This window comes from Corynebacterium sp. SA-MJD20WY100 (genome assembly GCF_039822565.1).
Lineage (GTDB): Bacteria > Actinomycetota > Actinomycetes > Mycobacteriales > Mycobacteriaceae > Corynebacterium > Corynebacterium phoceense_A.
Map to the genome: position 1 here is coordinate 1 of NZ_JBCJKS010000026.1, position 13,704 is coordinate 13,704.

The following is a 13,704-nucleotide window of genomic DNA, read 5'->3' on the forward strand; positions in this document are numbered from 1 at the left end:
CGCCGCAGTCGTCGCGCTCGCACGCCGACGCCTCAACGTCCTCTTCGCCATGATGCGCAGCGGAGAGCACTACAGAGACATCCCCACAGCCCAAGAAGCCGCAGCAGCCTAGGGCACGTCTCTAAAGCACGTGGTTGAGCCACTGGATGATCCCGCGGAGGACTGCTCCAGCGCGGTAGGTCAAGCCGCGTTCGTCCTAGCGGGTGGCCAGGCCGCGCCATTGCTTCACGTCGCCGTAGCCGCGTTCGATGACGTTGCGGCCGAGGTGGCCCTCGGTGTCGAGACCGATGGGACGGCCGCCGCGTGGCCGTGGTTTCGATGGTGTTGCTACTGAGCACGGGGCTCGGGGATCACCGTCTTGATACCTCGATAGCGCAGAGCCCGCTGGGCGGCGTGGGAGGAGTAGGCCTTGTCGCATCAGGTCCCGATGGTGGCGGTGCCGCAGATGGCTGAGCAACGTGCGAACGCCGATCGGATCGCGGAGCTCGGACTCAATCGGACACGTGAGTGAGCGGATCGCGTGTGAGACCGTCAGGTGATATGATGGCGCCCGTGACTCGCATCGTCTTCACCGCCATGCCCGCGTCGGGCCACGTCAACCCCAGCGCGCCCCTGGTCCGGGAACTCATCCATCGCGGCTTCGATGTCGAGTTCTACGCCACCGAGCAGTTCCGTCCCCTCGCCGAGTCCCTGGGGGCTGAGTTCCGGGCATACCCCGAGGACACGATCTCCTCGGCGGTGATCGCGAAGGCCACGATCGAGGGCGGCTCGACGAAAGTCGTGCAACGACTGCTCGAGTCGACGCCGACCCTGCTGGAGTTCCTGCAGTCCCAGCTGCACGAGGACCCCCCGGACGCAGTCATGTTCGACTCCAACGCCCTGTGGGGACGGATGCTGGCGACCAGCCTGGATCGCCCCGCCATCTCCCTGATGACCACGATGTTCGTGGGTTCCGCCACGCTCCGTGCTCTGCGGGCCCGCGAACTGCTCTCCGCCGTCCGGGAGTCAGTCACTGCCGTGCCGGGCACCCTCCGGGCTCGGCGGCGGCTGCTCAGAGGGGTCGACCCAGGACTGCTTCCCGCCAGCCCGGTGTTCCCGACCCGGGGCGAGCTGACGCTCTTCCCGATCCCCGAGTGGATGCAGGCTCCCGATCCCCGCCGGGACGCGAGCTGCCACTTCGTCGGCCCGTCGATCGAAGCCGCGGCACGCACTGAGGAATCCGATCCCGACCTCGAGGCGGTTCTCAGCGGAGCGGACCCTCTGGTGGTGGTCTCCCTGGGCACGCTGCACGCAGGCGGCCAGGACTTCTTCCGCTCCTGCATCGAGGCGTTCGCGCCGCTGCCGGCGAACGTGCTGCTGGCCGTCGGTGTCTCCACGGACCCCGCCGTCCTCGGGCAGGCCCCTTCGAACATCATCGTGCGCCGCGTCATTCCCCAGCTCGAAGCGCTGCGGCACGCTGCCGTGTTCGTGACGCACGGCGGTATGAACAGCGTGCTGGAGGCTCTCCACTTCGGGGTGCCGATGGTGGTGATCCCCCAGCAGGTCGAGCAGCTGCTGATCGGGCTGACCGTCGCCGACCGCGGGGCGGGTTGCGTGCTGCGTCCACACCTGAGCCGACGGGGCATCCCCACCGGGCAGCTCAGCGCGGCGGTCGAGTCGCTGCTGCACGAGCCGTCCTACACCGCCTGCGCCCGCTCCCTCGCGGCCACCCTCCACGAGGGAGGCGGGGCCGAGACGGCCGCAGACCACGTCGAACGCCTCCTGGGAACGGATTCACGGCAATCACGGACTGCGCGATGAATGGCTTCACAGGGTTCGAGACCGCTGCCGCCAGAGCATCTCAGACGCCGGCTGTGCGGGTGGGAGTCTCGATGTCCTGTGCGGTGAAGACCGCTTCGAAAAGGCCCGGAAAGCGCGCGTCGAGGTCGTCCTTGCGGAGTGTGTTCATGATCGAGGTTCCCTGGTACTCCTGACGGATGACCCCGGCCTCGCGCAGCACTCGGAAGTGGTGCGTGGCGGTCGATTTCGACACGGGCAGATCGAACGCGACACAGGCGCGGTTGTCCAGGTGGGCGTTGAGACGACACGCGATCTGCCGGCGCAATGGGTCGGCGAGAGCGGCGAGCACCGTATCGAGTCTCATGTCCTCCCGCTCGGGATGCTCCAGCCTCCGCACCGTCCGCCTCTCCCTCGAACCTGGTTCTGGCGCTTTTGATTGTACGCCAGCCTTAGTAGTACGGTTTTCATCGAACTACGATGGATTTCGTACCTCGTCTCCGATCGAGAGGACGTCCTGGTGAGCAACGCCCCTGGGTTCGATGATCCGCGCACGTTGCGGCTGGTGTGGCCGCAGTGGCAGGGCGCCGGTCGCGACAACATCCAGGCCCTCCTGCCCGAGGTGCCCTATGAGCGTGCCCGCCGCGGCTACGCGACCGGGGCTCGGGTGCTGGAGGCGATCCTCCCTTCCCACGCCGGCCCGACGGAGATCGTGCCGGTGCCCGATGCCGACGACGAGGCCTCAACCGATGGCGTCGAGTCCCGCAGGGCGGTGACACAGTCCCTGCGTGCTGCTCTGGAGGCCCTGGGGAGGCACGATGCCGACCGTGTGCTGACCCTGGGTGGAGAGTGCTCGGTGAGCGTCGCCCCGTTCGCGAAGCTCGCCCAGCAGCACGGGGATGACCTCGCGGTCATCTGGATCGACTCCCACCCCGACACCGATACCCCTGACACCGGGTACGACGGGTATCACGCGATGGCGGTCAGCACCCTCGTCGGCCGTGGCGATCCCGAGATCACCAGCCTGCTGCCAGCCACGGTCGACCCGGCCCGGATGGCGTTGACGGCGCTGCACGCGTGGGAGGAGGACGCCTAGGGCACGTCTCTAAAGCAGGTGGTTGAGCCACTGGACGATGGCGCGGAGGACGGCTCCGGCGCGGTAGGTCAGGCCGAGTTTGTCGTAGCGGGTGGCCAGGCCACGCCACTGTTTCACGTCGCTGTAGCCGCGTTCGATGACGTTGCGGCCGCGGTAGGCCTCGACGTCGAGGTTGACCGGTCGGCCTCCCCGTGACCCGCGATTGCGACGGTGCTGCTGCTGGTTGCGGGGTTCGGGGATCACGGTCTTGATGCCGCGACGCCGCAGGGTCTTGCGGGTGGCGCGGGAGGAGTAGGCCTTGTCGCCGCGCAGCATGTCCGGTCTCGTGCGTGGCCGGCCAGGCCCTGGCCGGGCGACGGACAGCCCGTCCAGCAGAGGGCCGAGCATTGGGGAGTCCCCGCCCTGGCCGGGCCCGCACAGGATCACCAGGGGCAAGCCGTGGCCGTCGACGAGCTGATGGATCTTGGTCGAGAGCCCGCCGCGGGAGCGACCGAGGGCGTGGTCAGGAGGCTCCTCGCGCAGATTCTTGTGGTTCCACAGCGCCCCTGTGGTGCGCTCGAGGTTGGTGCCGTGCTGGTGCGCACGGCAGATCGTGGAGTCGACCGCGACCGACCAGTCCAGCTCCCCGTTCGCGTCGGCGCGGACCAGCAGCGCGTCGAGGATGCGATCCCAGGTCCCGTCCGCAGCCCAGGCCCGGTGGCGCTTCCACACCGTCTGCCAGGGACCGAAATCGTTGGGCACGTCGCGCCAGGCGATCCCGCACCGGTAGCGGTAGATGATCCCCTCGACGACCTGCCGGTGATCCCGCCGAGGCCTTCCTGACCAGGGACGTTGAGCAGGCAGCAAGGGCTCGATCGTCTCCCACTGGGCGTCGGACAACACGCTTCGTCGGCTCATCTACCCAGAATCGCAGGCCGGGCCCGCACGAGCTTAGGAGACACGCCGTAACCACTCCAAACCCCGAAGCCGATTGTGCAGGAAGCCCAATCGGGACTTCAGCATGCCCGAAAACAAGATCCGCAGCGTGAAGCAGAAACCCTTCACACCCCCAACAACCTCACCCACGGAGTTGACAACCTATATAGGAACACCCCCCTAGTAGCCCCACATGGGCAATAGCCCTCCTTACGCCTACCTCTTTGGACATAAATTTCTTGGGGGTAGACCCACCTTCCCGTGCAATCCTTTCTGTGGCGTAATAGGATGACAGTCATGCGTACGGCATACCGCGAACATCTCGACAACTTCTCCCACGACCTCATTGGCATGTGTGACGGCGTCGAGCAAATGATGAAACTGGCTTCATCTGGCCTGCTCACCGCTGATCTTCAAGAGGCGGAAGAAGCCCTGTCCCTCAAGGACGATCTTGAGGAGACCCGCGCTCGGTGCGAGGAGCGCGCCGTCAGCCTGCTCGCGCTCGAAAATCCCATGGGCAAGGATCTGCGCCAGGTCGTGTCGTCGATCTACATCGTGGAAGACCTGTACCGCATGGGCAACCTCGCCAAGCACATCGCGACCGCCGCCCGCCGCCGCCATCCCGAACCTGCCATTCCGGACGCCTACCGTGGCTTCTTCGAGGAATACACGCGCTTGTGCATTCACCTCCTGGAGCAAACGCGTGACAATCTCATCGCCCCAGACCCTGACCTCGCCATCCAGGCCGCCAAGGATGATGACGCGGTCGATGACATCAATGGCCACCTCATGTCCGTGCTCACCCAACGCGAGTGGACCGAGTCCACGCGCGCTGCGGTCGACATGGCGCTGCTCTCCCGCTTCTTCGAGCGTTTCGCGGACCACGCCGTGAGCGTCAACTCGCGCATCGTCTTCCTCGTCACCGGACTCGCCCCCGAGCGCTACCTCGCGAAGAAGGATGAGGAAGCCCGCGCCGAGGACTTCGAGGAACGCTTCGCCGACATCACGAAGCAGTTCCGTAACTAGTCAGCGGCACGCAGCCGCCCCATCGGCGCGCCTTAACGAGCGCGCAACTCAACCGGTGTGCGGGCCCAGCCGCCGGCTGGGTCACGCTCGCCGTCGCCGGAAGGCACGAGATCGAAACGCGGCAGCAGCTCCGCGAAGAAAGCGTGAAGCTCGTACATAGATAACGGCTTCCCCGGGCAATAATGCGCGCCCACGCCCCACACCAGGTTGTCTGCGGCGTGGCCTTCAGGGTCAAAGCCCCTAAACGCGTGGGGGTCGCGGTTGGCCGCAGTCCAGTGCAGGCGCACACGCGTGCCGGCGTCCAGCTCCTCCCCCGCCACATGCACCGGGCAGGTGGTTACGCGGCGATTGGAGACGAAGGGATCGTCGAGACGCAGCAGCTCGTCCGCGATGGCAACGAACTCCGTATGGCTCACCCCGCCGCGCAGGCGCTCCTGGAGCGGTGCGTTATCCGCGAGAGCACGCGCAATGACGCCAATGCACTTGGCCATGGAGCCCAAGTCCCCTGCCGTCCAGTTACGCAGGATGGAGACGATCTCAGCATGCTCGAGGCCGTGGTCGTGCGCGAGATGCCACGTGACGGAGCCCTCGGGAGTGGCCTGGAGGGCGGCCGTGATGATCTCGTCGTATTCCGCCGCGACGCGTGCCGTCCAGGCGCGGTCGCCCGAGCGCGCGGCGCGCGCGTTCTCCGCGACCCAGTCCAGCAGACGGTCCTCCAGCGACACGGGCCAGCTCAGCCAGTGCCGCATGGCGCGCACGCTGAAGAGCGCTGCCAGGCGATCGGCGTCGAGGCTGTCCGCAACGCGGTCGAGCACGTCACGCGCGACGGGGCGGAAATCCATCTCGGCCACGACCTCAGCATTGAGGTAGATATCAAGCAGCGCGCGGAAGCGTGCGTGTTCCTCGCCATCGAGACCGTTGGGCAGCTGGAGGTGCGCAGACACCCCGGAAGAATAGGAGGCCGGGTCGAGCGCGATCTCGCGTGCGGCGGCGTGGCCCACGACGATCACCTCCGCGTCAGTGTGCACGAGCTGGGTGCCGAGGGAATGCTGGTGGTCGCCGAAAGCGCGGGGATCGGTCATGCCGACCAGTCTATAAAAGAAACGCCCCAGGACGGCAGTTCCATGCACCTGAATCAGCACAATGGAACCGCTGCCTGGGGCGCAGAACGGTTGCGAGGGAGGCTTAGCCGAAGCGGCCAGAGATGTAGTCCTCGGTCTCCTTCTTCGACGGGTTCTCGAAGATATTCTTCGTGTCATCGAACTCAACGAGGTGGCCCGGCTTACCGGTGGCCTCGAGGGAGAAGAAGCCGGTCTTATCGGACACACGGGCTGCCTGCTGCATGTTGTGCGTCACGATAACAATCGTGAAATTCTCCTTGAGCTCGTGGATGAGGTCCTCCACAGCGAGGGTGGAAATCGGGTCCAGAGCCGAGCAAGGCTCGTCCATGAGCAGCACCTCGGGCTCGACCGCGATGGCACGGGCGATGCACAGACGCTGCTGCTGACCACCGGAGAGGCCGCCGCCCGGCTTGTCCAGGCGGTCCTTAACCTCGTCCCAGAGGTTGGCGCCGCGCAGGGAACGCTCGGCGACTTCCTTGAGCTTCTTCTTGTTCTTCTCGCCGGACAGCTTGAGGCCAGCGACAACGTTTTCCTCGATGGACATCGTGGGGAACGGGTTTGGCTTCTGGAAGACCATGCCGATGGTGTTGCGCACGGATACCGGGTCGACCTTGGAGCCGTAGATGTTCTCGCCGTCAAGGAGGATCTCGCCCTTGACGGAGGCGCCCGAGATAACCTCGTGCATGCGGTTGAGGGTGCGCAGCACGGTGGACTTGCCGCAGCCAGACGGGCCGATGAAGGCGGTCACGGCCTGGGCCGGAATCTGCATGTTGACGTTCTGCACGGCATGGAAATCGCCGTAGTAGATGTTCACGTCGTTGAGCGAAAGCTTGGACATGTGGGTCTTTACTCCTGTGAGTGGATAAGTCTGGGGGCGGGTTTACTTCTTAACGGAGAACTTCGCAGACACCCAGCGGGCCGCGACGTTGAGGACGGCGATGAGGATAACCAGCGTGAGCGCAGCGCCCCAGAGCTTGTCGAGCACGGCAGGCTGCGCGCCGGCCTTGTACATATCGAGCATCATGAGCGGCAGCGAGGACTGCGGGCCCTTGAAGGAGTCCCAGTTAATAGACGACGAGGAGCCAACCAACACGAGGACCGGAGCGGACTCGCCCATGACGCGAGCGACGGCGAGCATGATGCCGGTGACGATGCCGGACAATGCCGTGGGCAGGACGATGCGTGCAATGGTCTTCCACTTCGGGACGCCAAGGGCGTAGGACGCCTCGCGCAGGTCCATGGGCACGACGCGGAGCATTTCTTCCGTGTTGCGGACCACGAGCGGAATCATAAGGAGCACGAGGGAAAGCGCCACGGCGAAGCCGGAGCGGTCGAAGCCGAAGAGCGTAATCCACATAGCGAAGACGAACAGCGCTGCGACGATGGACGGGACACCAGAGAGGATGTCAACCATGAACGTCGTCATGCGGCCGAGGAAGCCGCCCTTGGAGTACTCCACCAAGTAGATGGCGGTGAAGATGCCGATGGGCACCGAGATGAGCGTCGCGAAGACGGTCTGGACGAAGGTACCGATAATGGCGTGCAGTGCACCGCCGCCCGCCTCGGTGTTCATGATGCCGCGCTGGGACGTCGTCCACCACTCGGGGTTGAAGATGGCGCCAGAGCCGCGGGCGATGAGCTCCCACAGCACCCACACGAGCGGGATCATCGCGATGATCATCGCGCCCCACACGACGGCGGTCGCAATGCTATTTGCGATCTTGCGGGAGCCGGAGATGTGCTGGAACGCAGAGCCGTTTTGTAACGGAGTTGCAGTAGTTGTAGTCATGCTGGGCTCCTCCTTACTTCTTCTTCACGATGGAACGGGCGATGGCGTTGACCAGGAAGGTCAGGAGGAAGAGCATGAGGCCGGCGGCGATGTAGGCGCCAGCGCGCATCTCATTACCGAACTCGGCGGCGGCCAGGGCGATGGCCGTCGCGAACGTCGTACCGCCGTCGAAGAGCGTAAAGCGGAAGTCGATAAGCGGCGAGACGACCATGTACAGCGCCATCGTCTCACCGAGCGCGCGGCCGAGGCCGAGCATGGAGCCCGCGATGTAGCCGGAGGTACCGAACGGCAGGACGGTCATGCGGATGACTTCCCAGCGGGTCGCGCCGAGTGCGAGAGCGGACTCGATCTGGCCCGGAGGGGTCTGCACGAAGACCTCGCGGGCGGTCGCCGCGATAATCGGGAGAATCATGACGGCGAGCACGATGCCACCCGTGAATATATTGCGGCCGGTCTCAAACGACGGCGAATTGTCGTAGACCTTGAACAGGAAGAAGCCGCCGGCCCAGGACTCGAGCCAGGTGTAGAACCCGGAGAGCTTGGGGCCGAGGACCTGCCAGCCCCACAGACCGTAGACGATGGACGGCACTGCCGCGAGCATATCGACGAGGAAGCCGAGCGGTTTTACGGCGCGGGTCGGAGCGTAGTTCGACAGGAAGATGGCAATACCCAGTGCGATGGGCATGGCGATAAGAAGCGCGAGGACCGAGATGAGAGCGGTCGACGCGAACAGCGTGGGGATACCGAACTGCATAGCATCCGTATCGCTCGTATTCCAACGCTCACCGTAGGTGAAGAATCCAACGATTCCGCCCTCGTTGACGTTGAGGGCCGGGACGGCGCGCCACAGGAGGAACAGCGCGATGGCTGCAATCATCACCGTGATGAGCGTCGCGGACGCGGTGGACAGGAATTCAAAGACACGGTCGCCAGGGCGGCGGACGCCCTTGCCTGGGTCTACAGTAGCCACGTCATTCGTCGGCTTCGCAACGGTCGCCTGAGCGACAGTCGTTGGTTCCGCCTCGGGCGTGGACGCCGTGGTGAGGTTGTTGTCTGCCATGAGACTACGAAATCCTTTAGTTAGCGGGTGCGAGGGGTGCTACGCCCGCGCAGCGGGCTATAACGGCAAAGTTTTGGGAAACATGCCATAACCCCCAAACGTTTGTGCAACGTTTTGGGGGCAGCATGCGCGGCGCCTATCACGGCGCGACGCGGCGAAGGTCACCCGAAGCGAGCGGCCTTCACGGGCGAAACTCTTAAGCGAGAGCCTCGACAGCAGCCTTCAGGCGGTCCAGGTGAGCGCCAGAGACCGGGATGAAGCCAGCGTCCTCGAGCTCGGTGGACTGGTTGTCCAGGACGGTCTCGAAGAAGGCCTTGACCAGGGCGGCCTCGGACTCGTCGTAACCAGCGGAGCAGACGATGTTGTAGGTGGTGAGGATGAGCGGGTAAGCACCCTCAGCATCAGAGGAGAAGAGCGCGTCCGCGTCGACGACCATGTCGTGCTCGGAGTTGGTCTCCTTGAAGGCCAGGTTGTCCAGAGCCTTGGCGACGGAGTCGTTGGACAGCTCGACCGGGCCATGGCCGAAGTCGATAGCAGCGGTGGAGACGTTCTCCTTCTGCTTAGCGAAGCCAGCCTCGACGTAGGTGATAGCACCGTCGATGGAAGCAACCTGGTCAGCAACGCCGGAGGAGCCGTTAGCACCCTCACCGACGGCATCCGGGAACTGCTTGCCCTCGGAGTCCCACTCGCCGGTAGCGGCCTTGAGGAACTTCTGGAAGTTGTCCGAGGTACCAGACTCGTCAGAACGGAAGACGACGGTGATGTCCTTGTCCGGAAGCTCAACACCCTCGTTGGCGTCAGCGATAGCCGGGTCGTTCCACTTCTTGATCTCGCCCTTGAAGATCTTGGCGATGGACTCGGTGGTGAGGTTGACCGTCTGGTCGACACCCTCGAGGTGGTAGGCGATAGCAACCGGGCCGATGGTGGACGGCAGGTGCCATGCGTCGTTGCCGCCGCAACGCTCGTTAGCGGAGGTGACCTCGCCGTCCTCCTCGTCGAGCGGGGAGTCAGAACCAGCGAAGGTAGCGGTACCGTTGATGAAGGCCTCAACGCCGGCGCCGGAACCGGAAGCGGTGTAGGACAGGTCAGCGTCCGGGTACTTCTCGATGAAGGCCTTCTGGAACACGGACATGGCGTTCTGCTGGGAGGAAGCGCCCTCGCCGACCAGGGTTCCGGAGACGGAGGAGTCGCCCTGAGCAGAGTCGGAGGAACCGGAGTCAGAAGACTCGGAGCAAGCCACCAGAGCGGTGGAGGAAGCAGCGATCAGGCCGAAGATAGCTGCGGTGCGCTTGAAGTTGCGAATCACGGGAAACCTTCCAGTTATGTAGATATGTAGAGCAGATTCGAAAGAGGTCATTGGGGAGCCTGGATGACCACCCTTTTTCATTCTTTGGCGGGGGCCACGAACTCACAGCGACATAACCTAACGAGCCTGGGTTAACCGAAAAGGTCACTTTCAGTGAACACAAGGTAAACAGTTATCACCGTTGATTAATGAAAATCATTGACGCTGATACACGGCATGTTCCTCAGCTACCCCGAAACCCAAATTTTCGTAGGCTCGCACCGCCGGTTCATTATCGGACTCGACATACAAAATCACACGTCGCGCGCCCTTTTCTACCATTCGATGTAGCCCCGCATGGAGAAGCGGTGCCCCCAATCCACGTCCGCGATAGGCATTCGCCAACCCCACGACATAGACCTCGCCAAAGGCCTCGCCACCGTCCTCAACGTCTTCCGTGTGCCACTTGGTCCAGTGAAATCCGGCCAGGCTGGGGGTATTATCACTGCCCCCATTCGTAACGCCAGTCACATTTGTAGACGTGTCCCAGAATAGAATTACGTCCTTCTCATCGAACCATTCAGCCTCCATGCCGCGGCGCAAACGCGCGACATCCCACCCGCCTTGTTCGGGGTGCCACGAGAAGGCCTCGTTGTTCGCGGTTACCCAGGCGGCGTCCACCGCGTCCGCGCTCCAGCGCGCCACCGACTCCTCATAGTTGAGGACCTCAAATCCTTCGGCAGAAGGAACGGTTGCGGCCGCGCGCAACGCTTCGCCCTCGACGGCCATGACGAGCAAGCGCCGCACGACGCTGAGCCCCTGGGCCTGCGCGAAGGCCTGTGCCGCCGGGAGATTACCGTGCGCCCACACCTGAAGGGAGGAACCAGCGTCGAGCGAGCGGGCGGCATCGGCAAGCAAGGCCTCGCCAATGCCGCGTCGCCGGAAGTTCGGAGCTACGACGAGCTCTGCGGACGCCCCATCAAGCGCAATGATCGCGCCGACCTGGCCATTCTCGCTATGCACGAAGTGCTGATGGCCCAGGCGTTCATCGCTCAGCCCCAACAAATACTGCTCAGAGAAGGGTGCTACGCCATCGTTCGTGCGGGCGGCCTCGAGCACGGCATGGATCTGGTCACGGGTGTCCTGGTTCAAGCTCATGCCCCCACCTTAGTGACGCGCGGGTGCGTGCGGTACAAATAAAGACATGAAGGCACTGAAAGCCGCGGGTGTCGCGGTGGGCTGCGTGGGCGCGCTCTGGTTGGCGGATTCCGCCGTGGCCATGCACGCGGAACACGCCGTGTCCGCCCGCGTGGAGGAACTCACGCGGCTCGAGACTCCGCCGGACGTCTATATTGGCGGGCTTCCCTATGTCGCCGCGGCGGTCACGGGCACCGTGCCGCTGCTCGAGGTGCGCTCCTCCGACGTCGAAGTGCCACAGCTAGGCATGGTCAACGCGCAAACCACCCTGCGCGACGTGCACATCACCCCGCAACAGGTGTGGACCGGGGACTATGACGGCGCGGTGGCCTCCACGCTCTCGCGCAGCCTGAGCCTCGACGGCGTGGCGCTCGGCCGCCTGCTGGGCATGACAGACCTCAATATCAACAACCCGAATAATATCTCGCCCTCCGGCGGCAATTCCGCAGAAGCCGAGCTCACGGGCACCATCCCCGGCGACGAGTTGCCCACGACGGTTCAGGTAGAGCTGCGTCTGGAAGGCCCCATGTTCTATATGCGGCCCATCGATGCGCCAGAAGGCCACGTCCACGACGCGTTCTATCTGGAACTCGACACGCGTCGGCTGCCGCTGCCAGCCCAGGCGACGAAGGTCTCGCTGCGTGGCGGCACCATCAACGTGGAGGTCCAGCGCCGCAACGTCGAGCTCCACCTCGATCTCCTCTCTCCGCTGGAAATCGACGGGGACTACGACAAGGACGGCAAACAGATCACGAGCTAAGGCGAATAGACCTCGAGCGCGTCGGGGATAGAACGCAGCCGCACGTGCTCGAGCTTGCCCTCTGACTCGCCGTCCGCTTGAAAACGGTGGAGCTCCGGCACGCGCAGCTCTACCCATTCCGCGTCGTCGAATTGAATCACGCGTCCCCGCGCGAGCCGGTACGCGCCAAAGAGGTGCAGGAGGCCCGCGAAGCCGCCGATGCCCCCAAGATCCGTCAGCCCGAAGACCCCCAGGCCCTTATCGAAGGAATTGCGGGGGTTCGTCACCACGGGGAGCGGACCGAGGAAGGTCCACGGGTTGGTATTCGACGCAAAGATGAGCTGCGCGCCCCGCAGCTCGAGCGTGCGCTCCCCCGCCCGCGCGTGAACATCGATGCGTGGCGGCTGGACACGGGCGCGCGCCCAACCACGCAGCGTCGCGCGCAGGTAGCGTAGCGGCGTCGCCGCAAGTCCTTTCGCACGTGCCTTGTCCACGGCGTGGAGAACGTCCGCGTCGAGTCCAAAGCCAGCGTTGACGGCAAACCATCGCGCCTCGTCTGGCTCGGCCTCACCGTCTGCTCCGAGTGGCTCCCACGTGCCCAGGCGGATGGTGCGGCGCAGATCGTAGAGTATGCACTCGGCGAGGGTTTGGGCGGCTTCGGCAGGCTCTGCGGGAAAGCCCAAAGCCCGGGCGAAGACGTTGGCCGAGCCCGCGGGGATGACAGCCAACAAGGGAACCTCGTCAGTCGCACGCGGGTGCTCAGGGGATCCGAGGAGCCCGCCCACGATTTCATTGACGGTGCCGTCTCCGCCGACAGCGATCACCACGTCGCACTCCGCGCGCGTGAGGGTGGACACCATCTCCGCCGCGTGTCCCGGATAGTGACTTTGCCGCACCAGAATATGCAGGTCAGGGACCTCACGCAGGCGGGCGTAGACCTGCCGAAGCATGAGTTCGCTCTGACTGGTCGAATTCGGGTTGGTGATGAGCAAGGCGCGCATGGGTTTCTAGCCTAGCGCTAAACGGTAGGCTGATGGGCATGTCTGAACGAAACGCATCCCACCCCGAAAACGATCCCAACAAGCTGGACGGCAACGAGGCCGTCAACCGCGCCGCGGAGGATTGGAAAGACGCCGCCTCCCGCAATATTCCGGCCGTCGGCCTCGACGAGGTCCCGGTTCCCGATGACACGGCGAACCTGCGCCAGGGCCCATCCCTCCACGACGCGCTGCTGGGACTTCTCCCCTTGGTCGGCGTGTGGCAGGGCGAGGGCCAGGCGCATGATTCGAACGGCGACCAGTACACGTTCGGCCAGCAGCTCGTTATCGCCCACGACGGCGAACACTACCTCACCTACACCTCCCGCACGTGGAAGATCGACTCCGAGGGCAAGCCGGTAGGCCCCGACGTACGCGAGTCCGGCTTCTGGCGCATCTCCCCCAAGGACGAGATCGAAATGACCTACACCTCGAATAACGGCATCGTGGAAATCTTCTACGGCGAGCCCTTTAACGAGCGCGCCTGGTCCCTCCAATCCGCGTCCACCATGGTCACGGAGACCGGCCCGAAGAACCTCGGCCCCGGCAAGCGCATGTACGGCCTCATGCCGAATAACAACCTGGGCTGGGTCGACGAGCGCATGGTCGACGGCGAGATGCGCCCCTACATGTCGGCGGAGCTCAAGCGCATCGCGGGCTAGA

The 13,704-nt window shown here is 64.5% G+C and carries 15 protein-coding genes; 6 read left to right on the top strand and 9 right to left on the bottom strand.

The genetic code is table 11. The features are described 5' to 3' along the window. The first annotated feature begins 130 nt into the window (after positions 1–130). Positions 131–334: a hypothetical protein gene (locus ABJ196_RS11520; protein WP_347307240.1), complete on the top strand. Its 204-nt coding sequence runs from the start codon at positions 131–133 to the stop codon at positions 332–334. A gap of 218 nt (positions 335–552) precedes the next feature. Beyond that, on the top strand, positions 553–1,800 hold the full coding sequence (locus tag ABJ196_RS11525) for a macrolide family glycosyltransferase (protein WP_347307242.1): 1,248 nt from the start codon (positions 553–555) through the stop codon (positions 1,798–1,800). Positions 1,801–1,840: 40 nt separating this feature from the next. Here ABJ196_RS11525 and ABJ196_RS11530 read toward each other — a convergent pair whose 3' ends face one another. Beyond that, positions 1,841–2,143, bottom strand: coding sequence for a transcriptional regulator (locus ABJ196_RS11530; RefSeq protein ID WP_347307244.1), 303 nt, complete (start codon positions 2,141–2,143; stop codon positions 1,841–1,843). Between the two features lie 153 nt (positions 2,144–2,296). On the opposite strand from ABJ196_RS11530, the gene ABJ196_RS11535 reads away from it, so the two are divergent. Further along, positions 2,297–2,872: an arginase family protein gene (locus ABJ196_RS11535; protein WP_347307246.1), complete on the top strand. Its 576-nt coding sequence runs from the start codon at positions 2,297–2,299 to the stop codon at positions 2,870–2,872. A 9-nt stretch (positions 2,873–2,881) separates the two neighbouring features. Here the strand turns inward: ABJ196_RS11535 and ABJ196_RS11540 are convergent, their stop codons facing one another. Next, the gene (locus ABJ196_RS11540; protein ID WP_347307248.1) at positions 2,882–3,769 is read right to left on the bottom strand and encodes an IS5 family transposase; all 888 of its coding nucleotides are present in this window, start codon (positions 3,767–3,769) and stop codon (positions 2,882–2,884) included. A gap of 315 nt (positions 3,770–4,084) precedes the next feature. Here ABJ196_RS11540 and phoU point away from each other — a divergent pair, with 315 nt between their 5' ends. Next, entirely contained in the window at positions 4,085–4,813 is a 729-nt protein-coding gene (gene phoU, locus ABJ196_RS11545; RefSeq protein WP_347307250.1) for a phosphate signaling complex protein PhoU, read from the top strand. A 32-nt stretch (positions 4,814–4,845) separates the two neighbouring features. Here the strand turns inward: phoU and ABJ196_RS11550 are convergent, their stop codons facing one another. The 6 genes from ABJ196_RS11550 to mshD all read right to left on the bottom strand — a co-directional run bounded on the left by ABJ196_RS11550 (position 4,846) and on the right by mshD (position 11,226). After that, positions 4,846–5,895: a cytochrome P450 gene (locus ABJ196_RS11550; RefSeq protein ID WP_347307252.1), complete on the bottom strand. Its 1,050-nt coding sequence runs from the start codon at positions 5,893–5,895 to the stop codon at positions 4,846–4,848. 103 nt (positions 5,896–5,998) lie between these two features. Beyond that, complete coding sequence (gene pstB / locus ABJ196_RS11555) at positions 5,999–6,772, bottom strand: phosphate ABC transporter ATP-binding protein PstB (protein ID WP_347307254.1); 774 nt, start codon at positions 6,770–6,772, stop codon at positions 5,999–6,001. 42 nt (positions 6,773–6,814) lie between these two features. After that, positions 6,815–7,723, bottom strand: a complete 909-nt coding sequence (gene pstA / locus ABJ196_RS11560) for a phosphate ABC transporter permease PstA (RefSeq protein WP_347307256.1) — start codon at positions 7,721–7,723, stop codon at positions 6,815–6,817. Between the two features lie 13 nt (positions 7,724–7,736). Beyond that, the gene (gene pstC / locus ABJ196_RS11565; protein WP_347307258.1) at positions 7,737–8,783 is read right to left on the bottom strand and encodes a phosphate ABC transporter permease subunit PstC; all 1,047 of its coding nucleotides are present in this window, start codon (positions 8,781–8,783) and stop codon (positions 7,737–7,739) included. Between the two features lie 196 nt (positions 8,784–8,979). Further along, positions 8,980–10,089, bottom strand: a complete 1,110-nt coding sequence (pstS, locus tag ABJ196_RS11570; RefSeq protein WP_347307260.1) for a phosphate ABC transporter substrate-binding protein PstS — start codon at positions 10,087–10,089, stop codon at positions 8,980–8,982. 195 nt (positions 10,090–10,284) lie between these two features. Continuing rightward, positions 10,285–11,226: a mycothiol synthase gene (gene mshD, locus ABJ196_RS11575; RefSeq protein ID WP_347307262.1), complete on the bottom strand. Its 942-nt coding sequence runs from the start codon at positions 11,224–11,226 to the stop codon at positions 10,285–10,287. Between the two features lie 46 nt (positions 11,227–11,272). Between mshD and ABJ196_RS11580 the strand changes: the two genes are divergently transcribed. Beyond that, a complete protein-coding gene (locus ABJ196_RS11580; protein WP_347307264.1) occupies positions 11,273–12,025 on the top strand; it encodes a DUF2993 domain-containing protein in 753 nt (250 codons plus the stop codon). On the opposite strand, the gene ABJ196_RS11585 is transcribed toward ABJ196_RS11580, so the two are convergent. Continuing rightward, positions 12,022–13,005, bottom strand: a complete 984-nt coding sequence (locus ABJ196_RS11585) for a diacylglycerol kinase family protein (protein WP_347307266.1) — start codon at positions 13,003–13,005, stop codon at positions 12,022–12,024. The two genes, ABJ196_RS11580 and ABJ196_RS11585, sit on opposite strands and share 4 nt — an antisense overlap. A 38-nt stretch (positions 13,006–13,043) precedes the next feature. Between ABJ196_RS11585 and ABJ196_RS11590 the strand changes: the two genes are divergently transcribed. Further along, positions 13,044–13,703 (top strand): FABP family protein, encoded by a 660-nt coding sequence (locus ABJ196_RS11590; protein ID WP_066490277.1) that lies wholly within the window; start codon positions 13,044–13,046, stop codon positions 13,701–13,703. Position 13,704: the final 1 nt, after the last annotated feature.